Here is a 15186-nt window from a genome sequence, read left to right on the forward strand (position 1 = left end):
GGGCTCAACGGCCCTGGCCGTAGGATCTTTCGTCATGCGGACGCTCCTGCGGCACGCAGGCAGGGGCCGCGCGACAGCAGCCACGGGGGAAGGCCCTGCGGCGTATCACAACGGGAGGGAGCCGTCATGGGCAAGGACACCGCCCTTACTTATTCCGAGATGACCAAGCAGGCCAACGAGTTGATCAAGGCCATGAACCACATGGAGGAGCAGCTCAAGGGCATCGAGAGGGGAGTCGAGAACCTGGTGGCTCACGGCTTCACCACGCAGAAAGCCTCCGGCGCCTACGAGGAATCCATCAAGGACTTCACCAAGGGCGCGGCGAAGACCATCCAGGGCCTGCACGGCCTGTCCAAGTACCTTACGGACGCACGGCACGCCTACGAGAACCTGGACGACCACCTGGCCAAGGGTGCCAAGGGTTAGTAAATCCTTGCCGCAGCGATGACGGGCGGTGTGGCTACGTGTCTCAATGGCTGGCCGCACTGCCCGGATCGCGAGAGCTCAGGCACCACCCCGGAGCCCACGACTGAAGGCCCGCCCGGCTCTTCACGACCGTGCCCACCGCCTCCGCGGCGCGGCTGTTGACTGCCTGGCTTCGGAAAGAACAAGAACTGTTCCTAGCTGCCCGTAGGCGGCTGTTCTCCTGGCCACATGTGCCGTAACGATACGGCGGCCGCCTTCCAGAGCGCGGCCGAGGGCACTATGAGTTGGCGGGGACGAGAGTCGAGGCCTTCAGGTGCCTCTAGCCTAGCCAGCCGGTGAACTGTTCGGGGTAGTGCGGATGGTGGTGGCTGGACGGTGAAACGCGCGTCGGCAATCGCAAGGCGTCCGGAGTATCGCCTACGGCGATCCTCCGGCGTGCGCTCGGTCACTTGCCGCACGCCGAGTGATCGCACGGCGCGCAGGGCAAGTTTGCTCAAATCGCCAGATTCAACCTCGCAGTTTAAAGGATCTCGACGGGAACCTGGTTGGTGTGCTTATGAGCCCACGGATAACGTTGGTTTGCTTGAGCTACCCCCCACCTCAACGGGAGTCCACAGTGAATCGCCCCACCCGGCTCGTGACGGCCGCGCTCACCGCATCCGCGGCACTGATGCTGACCGCATGCAGCTCGGGAGGAGGCGGCTCGTCCTCCGACAAGATCAAGGGGGCGAACACTGGGGGCGGCAGCCCCTCTGCGTCGATGTCGGCAGCGGGCGATGTCAAGCGGCCGGAGATCACACTCCCCAAGAGCTTCCAGGTCGCCTTCGACGGTTGGACGAACGGCGATGCCAAGTTGCAGGCCGTTATGGACGACGGCAAGGAACGCCTACTGGGGACGTATGCCGCGATCATTGAGCAGAACGCGAAGGCGGACTACGTGACCTTCTACAACGAGGGCACTGCCCTGACGACCGGACGGGAGTGGATCAAGGGTTTCGTGGACGACCACTTGACACTCATCGGCAAGGGAAGGGTGTTCGCCCCGCAGGTCCGCATCAGTCCGGACGGCTCGGGCACGCTTTTCTACTGTGTGGACGAGGGAAAGGGTTCGACAAAGGACCTCAAGACCGGCGAAGTGACGAACACGCCAGCAAATCAGGCGTATGTGCTCTATCAGACCAAGCTCAGTAAGACGAGCGACGGCGTCTGGAAGACCACTGCGGTCACGACCACGCAGGGCGGCTGCAAGTGAAGCAGCACGTCCGACAGGCTCTGGGCCTGGTTACCGCAGCATTGGCGGTCAGTCTGCTTACGCCGAATTCAGCCTTCGCATGGGGCAAGCACGGCGCAGAGCACTCGGGCGCCGGTTCGAAGCAGCAGGCCGACGGGTCGGCCAGCGGCCAGGATCTGATGGCAAACGTCTCCCAGTCGCGCATCGTGGTCACGCACTCCGGCGGAGGGAGCTCCCAGGCGCCTACCGGGCAGCTGACAACGGTCGACCCCAACTGGCAGCCACCAGTGTGCTGGTACGAGCCTGTCATGACGCCGACGCAGCTCAAGGACGGCGTTGCACGCCTGAAGAAGACTGGCGGGCTCGGGGCGGTCAATGCCCACCTCTTCTGGAACAGCGACCTCTTCGTCAACCAGTACGAGAAGGGCACAGCTGCGGACGGCTACAAGAACTACAACCTCGGCAAGGACGGCATGTTCTGGCGCAGCGTCGTAGCTCCTGGTCACGAGGACGACATCAAGGCTTGGGACTGCGACCGCCTCATGTTCTGGCAGGATGCCGGCACGGTCCCCAAAGACCCCAACGCCCCTACCCCAGCCGTGCTCGCCGCGTACGCATACGACAAGATCCGCGTTCCTGACACCAAGGTGAAGCTGAAGCCCGTGGACAAGTCCATGGTGAATCTCCCCACCTGGGTATGGCTGGACAGGGGCACCTTCAAGGAAGTGAAGGTCCGTGCTTCGCTGCCCAACACCGGTCTGTGGGCGGAGACGACGGCAAAACCCGTCGCCCTGCATCTGGACCCGGGCACGAGCGATGCCGAGACCTTCCCTGCCTCTGGTGACTGCACGATCGACAGCGACGGCTCCATCGGTACGCCCTACGCCCCGGGTCAAGCGAACAACACCCCGCCGTGCGGGATCACCTACCTGCGCGCCAGCAGCGGCCAGCCGTACCAGTTGAAGGCGTCCATCACCTGGCAGATTTCCTGGACGGGTTCCGGCGGTGCCAAGGGCAACCTGCCAAACGGCACCTTCGAGACCACCCAGCCCATGACGGTGCAGGAGATCCAGGCCGTCAACCGCTGAGCGGCCAACGACGCCTACTGAGGAGTCCACGGGGGAACCATGAGCGATCTGATCGTCAACGACGACCTGTTGAAGAAGTCAGCCAGGAGCCTGAAGAAGATCCAGTATGAGTTCGAGCACACCGACAAACACCAGCGGGACCTGAAGGGCATCTGGGGATCCGGCCGGATCGCCGGCGCGATGGATGCCTTCGCGGACAACTGGGACTACCACCGTAAGCAACTGCTGGACTCCATCAAGACCGTGGGCACGCTGATCGACGACTGTCACAAGGCATTCCAGGACCTGGACCACAAGTTGGAGCGGTCGACGAAGAGCAAGAGCAAGAGTCAGAAGGGGTCGGGGGAGTAACGCGATGGCACGTCCGGTCGACTGGAGCCCGCTCGCGGATCAGGACCCCCTTCCGGGGGATGTGGAGGAGATACGCCGGGAGTCGACGCGCCTGGGCAAGCTGGCCACGATGATCAGTGAGCAGGTGGAACGGCTGCAGGCGATCGGCCGCGACACTGACGCGCTCAAGGGCAAGTACGCCGCCGCATTGCGTGGCAAGGCTGATGAGCTGGCGGGTCGACTCGGCAAGACGTACCACCGCTACAGCCATGTCTCCGGCTATCTCGATCACTGGGCCGATGATCTCGAGGAGTGCCAGAAGCAGGCCGATGCCGCGCTGTCGGACGCCAAGCAGGCGCAGTCGCGCGTGGACGCCCACCAACCCCCGCACGGGCAGCACAAGAAGCCCGAGAGCAAGATGACGGACTCCGAGCGGACGGCGGAGATGGCGAGGCAGCACGCGCTCTCACGTGCCGAGGGCGACCTGAGCGCAGCCCGGGGCAAGCTGGACAAGGCCGTCAGCCACCGTGACGAGAGGGCCCAGCACTGGGCGGGGAAGATCAATCGGGCGATCAGCAAGGACGGGCTGCACGACAAGGGCTGGGACAAGTTCAAGAACTGGGTGGCCAACCATTCACGCCTGTTGAACGACCTGGCGAACGTCCTGTGTTGGGTGGCTACCGCCTGCGCCATCATTGCGTTGTTCATCCCCGGCGTGAACATCATCGCCGCGATCGCGTGGGGGGCGACGATCGGGGCACTGCTGCTGCATACGTCCCTGGCGCTGTCGGGCCAGGGCAACTGGATCGACGTGGGGCTGGACGTGTTTGCGCTGGCCACCATGGGAGTGGGCCGGCTCGCCGCGCCGGGGATGGAGGCGGCGGAGTCAGGGGTGCGCAGTGCCATGCGCGGCGCCGGGGCGATCAAACTCGGGAAGATGGCGTGGAATGCGGCCAAGCTGGACAACCTCGAGGAACTGTCCAAAGCCGGGCGCATCTTCAAGACCGGGGTGCGTGGGAGCGAAGAGTTCGACGCGGCCCGGAAGACGATGAGCGACGGTATGAAGGCCATGTGGGCCGCGAAGAAGGGGGCACTGGCGGACGCGAAGGCACTGGCCGGACAGGAACTGCCCAAGCTGAGTGCCCTGAAGAACCTTACCGGCGGCGGAGCGGAGGCAGCCTCTTTGAAGGCATATCTCCGCAGTGCGGCGTCGCGGTTCCCAGATTCGCCACGGATCGCCGGAGCGATCGCGAAGGGAGCGGCGTCGATCCGAGCGAGCCAGGGGGCGTTCTACGCGGGGACAGCGGTGGACACGTTCGACAAGGCGTTCGGAATGGTCGGCCCGTACTACGGACAGAGCAACTTCTGGACGGATGCCAAGAGCTGGGCAACGTACGAGACTGGATCAACGTGGTGAGGATCGCCGGAGTGGCAGGACGAGAGTTGAGTAGCGCGTCCCAGTCCCCCATCGAGGCTGAGCTCGCTCGGCGCGCCGCCGAACAGGACAGGGCGAGAACAGGGGGCGGACGCCCCCTACCGCCCCTCATCCGCTTGTACGGGTACAGCCTCCTGACCTGCAGTTTCCTTGGGTTCTGGGTCTGGGCCGGCCTGTTGGCACTCGGTATGTGGCTCCTTGACGCCAATCGCCACAGCCGAAACAGCGGCATCCTGGCCCTCGTCGGATGGGACATCTGCTGGATCCTGGTGCTCCCGGCCACCCTCCTTTGGCATGCGCCGGAGTTGCTCAGGCGCATGCCAGGGCCACTCCCGCGGACAGCGAACGGCTTCGCCGGCTACCTGCTGCGCAACTCCCGCAAAGGTGTATTCGACGGGTCCCTGCCCCTGATGCTCGACAACAGCGCGCCGCCACCGCACTTCTGGCTGGTCAGTGGGCTTTTTACGGCCTTCAGTGCGTACTGGGCCGTGGCCAGTACGCACACGCCGGTCGGCGGCCTTGGGAATGTTGGCTGGGTAGGCTGCGCTGCATGTGCCGCCTCTCTGGGGATACTCACGCACGGCACTCTTGCCCGCCGCCGGGCCCGGAAAAATGCAATCCGACAGAAGCAGAGGAAATCGGGGTCCGCACGGTGAACGCACCTCAGGGAGCACCCGTGCCCCCAATCTCGTACAGCCTCGTCCTCCCTCCGGGGTGGCGCCAGATCCCACTTCGCCACTCCACCGAGCGAGCCCTCAAGCGCGTACTCGACCATGCCTTTGAGGGGATGCCGCGTGATGAGGTGTTCACCTATAGGCGAGATCTTGAGTCGCGGCTGTGGCAGCGCATCGAGGAAGCCCGTGAGGCCGACGGACTCGACCTCTACCTGCCGGTCGAGTTGATGCATGGCATATCTGTCCCCGCCTCGATCCTGGTGTCCGAGACTCGTCTCGCCGGAGCGGATCAATCCGACCCCGCGGAGACAGTCCTGCTCCTGGCAGGCTCAGAGGAGGGGCGAGAGGTGGTGGACCTCGACGGCGCGCCTGCTTTGCGTACGGAGCTGACTGCACAAGCCGACCTGGAGCGTGGCGTTGAGTTCCCCTCCCGTCGCGTCGACTACCAGGTGCCGGTACCGGGGCGGGAGGCACGATGGCTGACCATCGCCTTCTCGACCGTCAGCGCCGAGGATGTCAACGGTGAGCTGTCCCTGTTGCTTGTCGATCTGTTCGACGCCGTGATGACCACCTTCCGGTGGCGGTCGGCCGACGAAGCCACGTCGTCTCAACCAGCTCAGACCACTCGGGGTGCCCAATGACTGACCTCCCCTCGCCGATGCCGTCCTTGCTGCCCGGCTCCGGTGACTGGCCGCATGTGCCATCTCCCTACGGGCTGGAAGCCGGCGATCCAGGACCAGAATGGGTCGCATTGCCGGCCCTCTTCGAGGGCACGGAGTGGAAGGACGCGGCGGAGTACGCCGAGCAGACGGCGTCCGCCCTGGTCGTCCGGCAGCGGGAGCTCATCGGTGGCAAGATCAGCGATGACCTGCACCAGCGGATTGCCGCCCAGATCCTGGACGTCTACACCCGGCTGTTCGACCTCCTGGACGCCCACTATCACCTGCTGTACTGGCCCGACCTGCGCAAGCCGCCGGTACCGGTCTTCCTCGGCGTCTGGGAACCGGTGCGCGACGACACCTCGGCGGAAGTGCATTACGCCGGATCGTTCCATCACCACAAGACCGGCGGGACGCGCTCGATCGAGGAGGAGTTTGTCACCAACTCCCTGGGCGCTGGACTGCGCAGCCTGGCGTTCGTCCCGATGAAAAGGGATGATCCAGAAGACCCGGACGGCCTGGTCGGCGTTCTCACCTACTACTGGCGCACCAGGACCCGTCCCGCCGACGTCCGGCTCGTCGCCTTCACCAATGAACTGGGCCAGCTCTACGGCGCTCTTCCCGATCTCGACGTCTTCGCCCGAAGCATCGCCCTCACCGACGTGCCGGAGCAGTGATCCGAGGCGAGCAAGGAGGACGGCGTGCTGTTCTGGAGCAAGAACTCCGCCGAGTTCCGGCTGGTGATCAGGAACGGCGGCTTCGCGAGGTGCTGCGGGCGTGTGGATTCGACCGCCGCGGACACATCCGCGTCTCTCCCGGCGGCTACCCCGACATGACATACCGGCGCGCTGCCGACATCACCCGTGAGGAGCGCCTGTGCGCGGGAGCCTTTGGGAACAGCAGCTGCTGGCTTTTCGGGGAGAGAGTCGTGGAGGAGGTGGAGTAGGCCCGTCGCGAGCGCTCGACGTGCCGTAACGGCGGCCCCTTCCGGAGCGCGGCCGGAGACATGTCAAGGCGTTCTTCAGTGACGTTCGCCGAGCGGGGCGCAGACGACGCAATCATCGCCAAAGGCGCGCCCAAGCTGAGCAGCCTTTCCGACTAGCGCATTACGCGTGAGGGTTGGGCTCCGTGGCGATGACGTGGAGCAGTTGCCAGCGGGCCTCCTCCCAGTGAGCGGCGTGGTCCGTGCGACGGTTCGCCTCTTCTGCGCTGGGCGCCGCGCTCCGGCGGCCTACGGCAGACTGACCCTCATGTGCGATGTATTGGCAGGTGAGTTTCCTCTGCGCGACCTTGTTCATCGCGCCGGCTTCGATCAGCATGTCCTGGCAGGCGAACAGCACCGCGGACTCCAGAACATGCGTGACGTCCGAATGGCCCGGCGTTTCCCAGCCGACGTCGAAGAAGGACTCGAAGGCCCGGACAAGCCGGTCGTGCGCGTGTCCCAGCGCGATCGCCTCGCGGGCGGCGGCGACGTACTCCACGCACGCGCCGCGCATTCTGGCCGTCAGGGACTCCGCTTGCAGGTCGACCGCGTGTTCGGCGATGTCCAAGGCGAGTGTCGCTGCCCGAGCACCTTCCACGCCGTTCAGCAACTCATTCAGCAGAACCGGCAGGACAATCATCACTTGTTTCATTCTCCACGGCCGTGGCTCGTGAGTTCCAGCAGCTTGGCGGTGTCATCCGGCCCTGTGACGGCCTCCTGCGCCATCCTCGATGACGTAGCGGACTGGTCGACGAGCGCCAGGCACGTCGCGATGAAGACAATCTATTTGAAACGGTCAGTTAGTTGGTGTCCCTCCCATTCCTCTCCCCCCCCGGCAGGGCACCAGGTTGTCACCACCCCAGTTCGCGTCGCCACGGAGTTCACGTTTCGCACTTCCTGTCGCCACCGAGAGCACTCGTCTGACGGACACCCCGTGTGATCGCTGCGACGACAGCGTCGGTTAGTTGCGTTGTGGTGCATCAGATGGGCATTGCCCGCGCATGTTGGTCACGCAGTGCCGTCCAGGCCCGTTCCTGGTCCGGTCCAGGCATTGCGGGAGCGGTGTGCCCGGACCGGTCGATGAGCACCAACGACGTGGCGATGAAGCCGAGGGTCAGGGATCGTAGGATTCCCTGCCCCGATGCGCTGAAGCGGTCGAGGGTTATGGCTGACAACTTGCTGAAGTCGCCGAAGTCGATGACGCATTCACCGTTGACTAGATCACCGACGCCCGAATCGACGCCGAAAATCTCGGCGAGAACCTCAGCGTTGCCTTTGAAAGTGCGTGCGGTTTCCGCGCTGGCACGCCATATATCCCGACCGGGCATGTCGCTTGCGTGGAATCTGACCTTCACTGCCGACTCAATCCAGGTCCAAGGTATGGGTTTCTCGGCGATAGGGCTGCGCCATGAGGGCCAGACGCTGCGGCCGCCAGAGGTCGTCCGCCTCGTTGAGAGTCAGCTCGCCGTTCTTGCGGAGCAGCCAGATCTCCTCGAACTGGAAATGCAGCACTGCATCACCGTCGACCCGCTCCAAGAGGGGCGCAACCAGCCGGATCATGTCGTCCTGCTGGTCCGAGGTTTCCGTATCCTTGCCCATGCGGAACCCCACGCCGACCGTGGGAGTGAACCCGAGCCCGGCGACGATGGGGTGCCATGGGTGTGGTTGCCGTTGCTGAATCACGCTGACGCAGGTTCCCCGCCGGGTGTACCCGAACACACCCTTGTCTGCCAGCTGTTCCCCCGTGACAGACGTGTCGAACACATCTAGTAGCCTGCCGATTTCGGCAAGACATGTTGCGACCTCGGCCGCGGACGATCGCGTCGCAATATCGAGATCGTATTCAATTGCCATGCAGGGTATTCCCTTGACTTCTTATGGGTAAAGGTGAACTATGTTGCCTTCGCGATCGATCACTATGACCTCTTTCAAGTCGTTCATTGGCCAACTGTGGAACTGTGACCGCAGCGCCCCCAGATCGGCGTCACTGTCACCGAGGTTCACGACGACGCGGTCTGTCTGGCCTTTGTCCACCTTCTTTTGGACGGCATCATAGATGGAGCGAGGGTTCTTGGCCGTCGGGGCATAGTTGTCGAAGACCTTGCCTTCGATCCGAAAATCAGGGTTCTTGCCGTTGGGGAGCGTGGCGGGCCTCTGTTCTACGTCGTATCCCTGTTTCGCCAGGGTCTCGGCGGAGTCCACCTCCCGCCCTTTCGCTCGGATCGTCGTGGCATCGTCTTTTTTGCTGATCGGTTCCGGCTTCCCGCGCGGCTTGGCGTTGGGGTCGGCCTGCCCCGATGGTTTGGTGTGGTCGGCTTCGGCCGGGTCCCACTCGCCGCCGCCACCCCCGGATCCGTCGGAGGTCATGTTGACTCGGTCGGGCCCCGAAGCATCGTTGAGGATGTTGGCCATTCCCGCGCCGGCTATCGACACTCCTACGGCTATCTGGGCTCCGGCTGCGACGTTGATCGGGATGCCGAGCGCGGCCCCGACGCCGGTGGCGTCGAGCAGCGCTCCGCCGGCCTCCTCACCGAGGCCTCCGACCACCAACGCGAGACCCCCGAGCACCGAAAGCGTGGATCCGGTGTCATGAAACATGGCATTGCCGACGGAGGCGAGGTCCGAGACCAGAGTCTCGCCCACGTCTTTCACGACGTCTGCAACGTCTGACGCCACGGAGTCCACGGCGTTTTCGAACTTGTTCCACCCGGAGTCGTGCATGCCGTCATGGGTGATGGCGCGGTGGATGACCTTGGCCGCCTTGGATCGACGACGGGCCGCAACCGACCCAGGTGGCAGCCCGCTCCTCGCTTTCCGCCGAGCCTGGACGACGCGGGAGTGACGGGGAGCGGGTGCCGACCGCCGACCGGCGATCGGTCAGCCGGTGACTGCGGTGGCTACTCCGCCGTGTCCACTTGAATCGGCGAGTTACGGCGGGACGTCCCGAAACTAGGTTCACACGAAGAGGAGGTGGTCCTTGAAAGCGAATTTAGGCAACACCTGGATCTCCATCACCCCAGCGCACTCACCCATCTGGAATTCGAGCGAGATGGCTGCGGAGTTTGCACCTGAGTGCACGGTCATAAGGGTCGCTCCCTCGCGGAAGAGATCGACGATCTCTTCACCGTTCCTGTCCAGCCAGCGGACACGCACCGACCGTGCGGTCGGTTGGTATGACAACCGGATGACTCCCTGTTCCTCACTCTGAAGGCTGAGAAACCGGGCCTCGCCGTCCTCCTCCGTCTCGGGCCACTCGCCAATCGCTTCCAGGATCTCCTGGTCGTCAGGGACGATAAATTCTCGATACATACCTTGCCCAGCCTTGTGCGGTCAGCGCCAACGTCCCTCGTATGATGGCCATTTGTCCGATGTCTTGACAATGCTTACGTTTGGCCCGCTTCCCTTGAGAATGACAGTGGAGAACCTCCGCGTCCCGTCAGGAAGCACCTGCCACGTACTTTCGGCGTTGAGTGCTCCATGGGGGCCGTAGATTACCGATTTGGTCTCGCCGAATTCACCCCACTGGTTAGTGAACGTTCTCTCGAACGGCTGCTTGGATGCCTCCGTCAGGTGGTCGGTCACGTACTGTCGCATTTCCGGATTATCGTTGATGCCGATCCGCCATAGCTGCATTTCGTTTTGCCGTGCGCGGGGCGAGTTGTGTGAGTCGGGCTTGATGTTCTTGTTGAAGAGATAGTCCAGTTTGCGGGGGTCGATTTCAGCGCCCCCTTCGCCCGGCTCGCAGGCAGAAAGCCCCAAAGGGTCGGCCCAAGTATGTGGGTTGCGCACGTAGGCGACAGGGTTCGGGGCGGGAGCCAGACCCAGAGGGTCCGGCGTGATGTATCGGGCGGTTTCGGGATCGTAGTGGCGGAAGTAGTTGTAATGGAGTTCGGTTTCCGGATCGTGATACTGACCAGGGAATCGGAGTGGGGTGTGCGCGATGGCGCTCCGGCTCCAGGCGGTGGTGCCCCACAGTGAAGTGCGGGCCCGCCAGGCGATATCTCCATGCTCGTCGACGAGTTCAGTGGGAGTGCCGACAAGGTCGGTCACGATGGCGTAGAATCGCTGTTCAATTTCGGAGTCGTCGACGTGTCTGCGTTCGGCTTGAGTGAGAGGGCGTAGACCGTCGTACGTCCATGTAAGGGTGACGGCCTCGGAACTACCAAGAACACGGTTGGACTGTTCGGTGAGCGTGGTGCCGTCCCAGGTGAAGTCAGTCTGTTCGATCACTGTTTTACCGTCGGAGGCCAGGCGTTGCTTGGCGAAACGCCGACCGGCAGGATCGTGAAGGTACCGCCATACCGTGCCGTCGGGCGTTATGACCTGGGAGAGACGGTCTTCGGCGTCCCAGGTGTAGCGCCAGGTGTCCGGCTTGCTGGACAGGCGGGGCTTCTGGCGCAGAACGATGCGCCCTGCCCTGTCGTGTTCATAGCGGACTTGACCAGCCTTGGTGATGCGCGTACCGCGGTAGGAGCGAGCACCGACGGCTTCCCGACTGGGGTGGACGCTGGGCCAGACCGCCTCGGTCTGATTGCCGGCGTCGTCGTAGGCGTAGGTCTCGGACCACTGCTCCGCACGGACCGCAGTGACCCTGCCCGCAGCATCCAGTTCGAACTTGCGGGCACCATTCAGGAAGTCGTCGATGGCAGCGAGGCAGCCGTCGCTGCGATAGGTGAAGGTCCGCTGCTGGATCACGCCGCGTGGAGCCGGTCCTTTTACCGTTTGGCTCGTGAGGCGCCCAAGGGGATCGAAGACACTGGCAAGGGTGAGAGTCCCGCTGATGCAGCGGGTCACTTCCAGGCCCACCCGATCGTAGTCGAAGCTCAATGTGCGGCCGGAGGTGGTCAGCTGGGTTCTATGCCCGGCTGCATCGTAGGTGTAGGTGGTGGTCGCGCCGGTGGGTGTGACGCTGCTCGTGCGACGCCCCAGTAGATCGTAGGAGTAAGTCATGGTGCGGTCGTTGACCGTCTCGGAAAGCAGACGTCCGGCGGCATCATAACGCCGTACCAGCAGGCTTTCGTCGTTTACGGCCTCGACCACGCGACCTGCTTCGTCGTAAGCGTAAGTTGTAACAACCCCTGCGACGTTCTTGGTTACGGTGCGGCCCAGGCCATCACGCTCGAAACGGATCTGCTCCCCTGTGGGAATGGTTCGGGCGATGAGTTGGCCGGCTGCATCGTACGTGTAGGTGAAGGTTCGAGCGTCGAAGTCGGTCTCGGACACCAAACGACCTGCCGGGTCGAATGCATATGTCCACATCGCCTCTGCGGAGCCGGAGACGCCGGTGAGACGCAACTCAGTGTCATATGTGAACTTATAGCGGACGCCGTCCGGTCCGGAACGTGCGGCAAGTCGGTCGAAGTGGGTGTACTCGAACCGGGTGATCGCTCCGGCCGGATCCGTATGACTAGTGCAGTTGCCCTCACCGTCATACGTCCAGGATTCGCTGGAGTTATCCGGATAAGTTCGTTTGGCGAGCCTGTTTTCCGCCGTCCATTCCAGGGCGGTCACGCGCCCTAGCGGATCAGTGATGGTGATGGGATTGCCGAAACTGTCGCGTTCGTACCTGGTGACTGCGCCGAGCTGGTCGGTGAGCTCCAAGGGGAGGCCGACGGCATTGCATCGGACGTGGATGGTGTAGCCCAGCGCGTCGATGATCGAAACGGGATGGCCCACCTTGTTATAGCGGTAGCATGTCGTGGCTCCGGCTGGATCAGTGACGGCTGTTCGGTTGCCCTGTTCGTCGAACTTCTGTCGCCATACCCTACCGTCCGGCTCAGTGACGGTTGTGGGCAAGCCGAGATCGTTGTACTCCGCCTTGGCCTTCTGACCATCCGGTCGTATCGCGCAGACCACTCGGCTGTGTCCGTCGTGAATGTAGCTAGTAGTTCGGCCGAGCGGGTCGGTCACCGTGGTGAGCTGGAGGTCCTCGTCCCATTCCTGAACGGTGGCGTTCCCGAGGGGGTCAGTTTCCCGGATCAGGCGCAGGTTGTCGTTGTGTTCGTAGACGCGGGTGTGGCCGAGGGAGTCGGTGACGTGGGTGGTGCGGGTGGCGGTGTCGTAGGTGAGGGTGGAGGCGAGTGCTCCGCCGGTGCCGTCGGTGGCGATGACCCGGCCTTGGTCGTCGTAGCGGTACCAGTAGGTGGTGTTGTTCCGGTCGGTCCAGGAGGTGATGCGGCCGTCGGTGTCGTAGGTGTACCGCATCGGCAGGCCGGAGGAGTTGATCTCCTCGGTGAGGTGGCCGTCGGCGTTGTAGCCGAAGGTGAGCAGGGTGGTGCCGGGGCGGTTCGGGTGGGCGGGGTCGATCAGGCGCAAGCCGGTGATACGGGAGCGCGCCCGGTCGTGGCAGAGGGCGATGCGGTAGCCGCCGGAGTGGACGACCGCGGCGGGGATGTCGCCTTCGTCGTATTCGATGGTGATGCGGTTCCCGTTGCGGTCCCGGATGTACTGCAACGGCAGATCCACCGCCCTGTCCCCTGCCGCCGCCACCGGGCTGTGAAACACATACGACAGCCCGGAATCCCGGTCATGGACTAGGACCCCGCCATCGACGTCGGTGTCCCAGGCCAGCGTCAGGTGGGACCCGGGCGTCACCGGGCGGACGGGGGTGTCGGTGTTGGGGCGGGGGAAGCACAGGCGGGCGCCGTCGGCGGTGGCGTAGACGAAGCCGTCGTCGTCGGCCTGGACCCGCTGGTCGAGGGTGGATGCCCAGGTGGGGCCGAACCAGCCGCCGTAGCGGTACGACGATATGTGCGTGCGCTCCAGGACGAGGGGGAGGACCCCGGGCAGGGTGACATCGGTGCGGGTCAGGGCCATGTCGCCGGTGGCCACGTCGATCGGGTCCCGGACGAACTTCTTGACCATGTTCCGGATCGAGGCGGGCAGCTTGTCGAAACCCGGACTGAGCTTCAGCCGCTCGAACGCCGCGCAGTCCAGGCCCATCGCCTTGCTCAACTTGGCGAGGGCCGCCGGCCCCAGCTCTTTCAGCCCCTTGCCCAGGGCCTTGCCGAGCACACCGAAGCCGACGCCCATCAGCGCGCCCTCGGTCAGGATCCCGGCCAGCTTCTCCGGGTCCCCGAAGGCGGAGGGGTCTTCCAGCATCGTCTGGAGGGCGGTGAACTCCAGGCCTTCCTTGGCCATGCGGCCCACGGCCGCCACCGCGCGGATCTCCTTCAGGGCCTTCAGCGCCCGCTCGACCTGCTCGATGACCTGCATCACCCGGCGGACGACGGTTCCGAGGGTGGTGCCCTCCTCCTCGATCCGGCCGACCAGCGCGACGACCTTCAGCGCCCGCTCTCCCGACATCAGCGTCGAAGCCACCTCGGAGGCGCCGGCGGTCAGCACGGACAGCGCCAGGCCGGCGATCTCGAACTCGGCAATCTCCGCGAGGATCACGCCGATCTCGGACAGCAACTCGTGCGCTTTGTCCGCGAAATCGTCCAGGCCCTTGGCACCTTCACGCAGCGAGTGCGCCATCTGACCGGCCTGCTTGCGCGCCGCCTTGGAACGCTTGTGGAAGGCCTTGGCCGCCTTGCCTTCCCACTCCACACCTGACAGGGCCTGGTCGGCGGCGGTCGAGGCGTCCTCCAGGCCCTGGGCCAGGTGCCGCCACTTCTTCGCTATCTCCCGCACGCCGTCCGGATCCACCGCCGGATCCGAGATGCCCAGGAACTCAAGGCCACTGGCGACACTGTCGCCGAACATGTGGTTGAACTTGTTGATGTAATGCAGCGGGTTGAGATCCACCATGACCGGAAGCCGCCTCAGCCCTTCTTGCCCTGGGCCGCTGCCAGCAGCACGTCCAGCAGATCGAACGCGTCGGAGACCTCACCGATGAACTTGGCCTCCGTCTGCCACTCCTCCTCCAACTGCTTAGTCAGCCGGGACAGAGTGGACATGCCCTTCTCGATCTCACCCTTCGCACCCAGCAACGACCCCAGCGCCCCCAACGCCTTCAAGTCGTGCTGCTGCGCGGTGAACTCCGCCAGCGGCTTCGCCGTGTGATGCCCCACTCCTCGCAGCCCCGATGCCGCCTTGTGCATCGACGACGCCTGCTTCTTCAGATCCGCCACGCGAACCGCCCCCGTCACTTCACCCCGTGCACATGCCAACCCCCGACGGTAGTGAGTGCCAGCATGTCGATAGCCTACATTAGGTCAATGGAGAGTAAAGATCGCTGATGTGGGCGCACTTGGTTGTTGCGTTGGCCCAGAGGCCGGTGCGGGGTGCGCAGGCTGGCGCTCACGAAGGGTGCCTGTCTCGGGGGCGCCCCGCTCGGCGAGACACCGCGAAAGTGAATAGGTAAAGCGCGGCGCCCGGGCACACCACGGATAGCGCCGCCACGACGATCAGGACCAAGGA

Annotated in this window: 14 protein-coding genes; 7 read left to right on the forward strand and 7 right to left on the reverse strand. The window is 64.2% G+C overall.

Features of this window, described 5'->3' with window-relative positions:
- Positions 1-126 precede the first annotated feature (126 nt).
- From ACWC2T_RS17950 to ACWC2T_RS17980, 7 genes are all read left to right on the forward strand, one after another.
- Positions 127-426 carry a WXG100 family type VII secretion target gene (locus tag ACWC2T_RS17950; protein WP_450671291.1) on the forward strand — a complete coding sequence of 100 codons (300 nt, stop codon included), beginning with the start codon at positions 127-129 and terminating at the stop codon, positions 424-426.
- 616 nt (positions 427-1042) lie between these two features.
- Complete coding sequence (locus tag ACWC2T_RS17955) at positions 1043-1678, forward strand: hypothetical protein (RefSeq protein WP_450671292.1); 636 nt, start codon at positions 1043-1045, stop codon at positions 1676-1678.
- Positions 1675-2745, forward strand: a complete 1071-nt coding sequence (locus ACWC2T_RS17960; RefSeq protein WP_450671293.1) for a hypothetical protein — start codon at positions 1675-1677, stop codon at positions 2743-2745. The genes ACWC2T_RS17955 and ACWC2T_RS17960 overlap by 4 nt, the downstream gene beginning before the upstream one ends.
- A gap of 39 nt (positions 2746-2784) precedes the next feature.
- Positions 2785-3096: a hypothetical protein gene (locus ACWC2T_RS17965; RefSeq protein ID WP_450671294.1), complete on the forward strand. Its 312-nt coding sequence runs from the start codon at positions 2785-2787 to the stop codon at positions 3094-3096.
- A gap of 4 nt (positions 3097-3100) precedes the next feature.
- Positions 3101-4492 (forward strand): putative T7SS-secreted protein, encoded by a 1392-nt coding sequence (locus tag ACWC2T_RS17970; RefSeq protein ID WP_450671295.1) that lies wholly within the window; start codon positions 3101-3103, stop codon positions 4490-4492.
- 805 nt (positions 4493-5297) lie between these two features.
- Positions 5298-5825 carry a hypothetical protein gene (locus ACWC2T_RS17975; RefSeq protein ID WP_450671296.1) on the forward strand — a complete coding sequence of 176 codons (528 nt, stop codon included), beginning with the start codon at positions 5298-5300 and terminating at the stop codon, positions 5823-5825.
- On the forward strand, positions 5822-6520 hold the full coding sequence (locus ACWC2T_RS17980; RefSeq protein WP_450671297.1) for a hypothetical protein: 699 nt from the start codon (positions 5822-5824) through the stop codon (positions 6518-6520). Before ACWC2T_RS17975 ends, ACWC2T_RS17980 begins: the two co-directional genes overlap by 4 nt.
- 429 nt (positions 6521-6949) lie before the next feature.
- Here the strand turns inward: ACWC2T_RS17980 and ACWC2T_RS17985 are convergent, their stop codons facing one another.
- The 7 genes from ACWC2T_RS17985 to ACWC2T_RS18015 all read right to left on the reverse strand — a co-directional run bounded on the left by ACWC2T_RS17985 (position 6950) and on the right by ACWC2T_RS18015 (position 14897).
- The gene (locus ACWC2T_RS17985; RefSeq protein ID WP_450671298.1) at positions 6950-7468 is read right to left on the reverse strand and encodes a hypothetical protein; all 519 of its coding nucleotides are present in this window, start codon (positions 7466-7468) and stop codon (positions 6950-6952) included.
- A gap of 337 nt (positions 7469-7805) precedes the next feature.
- Positions 7806-8180 (reverse strand): DUF6086 family protein, encoded by a 375-nt coding sequence (locus tag ACWC2T_RS17990; protein WP_450671299.1) that lies wholly within the window; start codon positions 8178-8180, stop codon positions 7806-7808.
- 7 nt (positions 8181-8187) lie between these two features.
- A complete protein-coding gene (locus ACWC2T_RS17995; RefSeq protein ID WP_450671300.1) occupies positions 8188-8679 on the reverse strand; it encodes a SitI3 family protein in 492 nt (163 codons plus the stop codon).
- A gap of 21 nt (positions 8680-8700) precedes the next feature.
- Positions 8701-9546: a CdiA C-terminal domain-containing protein gene (locus ACWC2T_RS18000; protein WP_450671301.1), complete on the reverse strand. Its 846-nt coding sequence runs from the start codon at positions 9544-9546 to the stop codon at positions 8701-8703.
- 234 nt (positions 9547-9780) lie between these two features.
- Positions 9781-10134 carry a hypothetical protein gene (locus ACWC2T_RS18005; protein ID WP_450671302.1) on the reverse strand — a complete coding sequence of 118 codons (354 nt, stop codon included), beginning with the start codon at positions 10132-10134 and terminating at the stop codon, positions 9781-9783.
- A gap of 21 nt (positions 10135-10155) precedes the next feature.
- On the reverse strand, positions 10156-14574 hold the full coding sequence (locus ACWC2T_RS18010; protein WP_450671303.1) for a DUF6531 domain-containing protein: 4419 nt from the start codon (positions 14572-14574) through the stop codon (positions 10156-10158).
- 14 nt (positions 14575-14588) lie between these two features.
- On the reverse strand, positions 14589-14897 hold the full coding sequence (locus tag ACWC2T_RS18015) for a hypothetical protein (protein WP_450671304.1): 309 nt from the start codon (positions 14895-14897) through the stop codon (positions 14589-14591).
- Positions 14898-15186: the final 289 nt, after the last annotated feature.

The organism is Streptomyces sp. NPDC001393 (genome assembly GCF_053597455.1).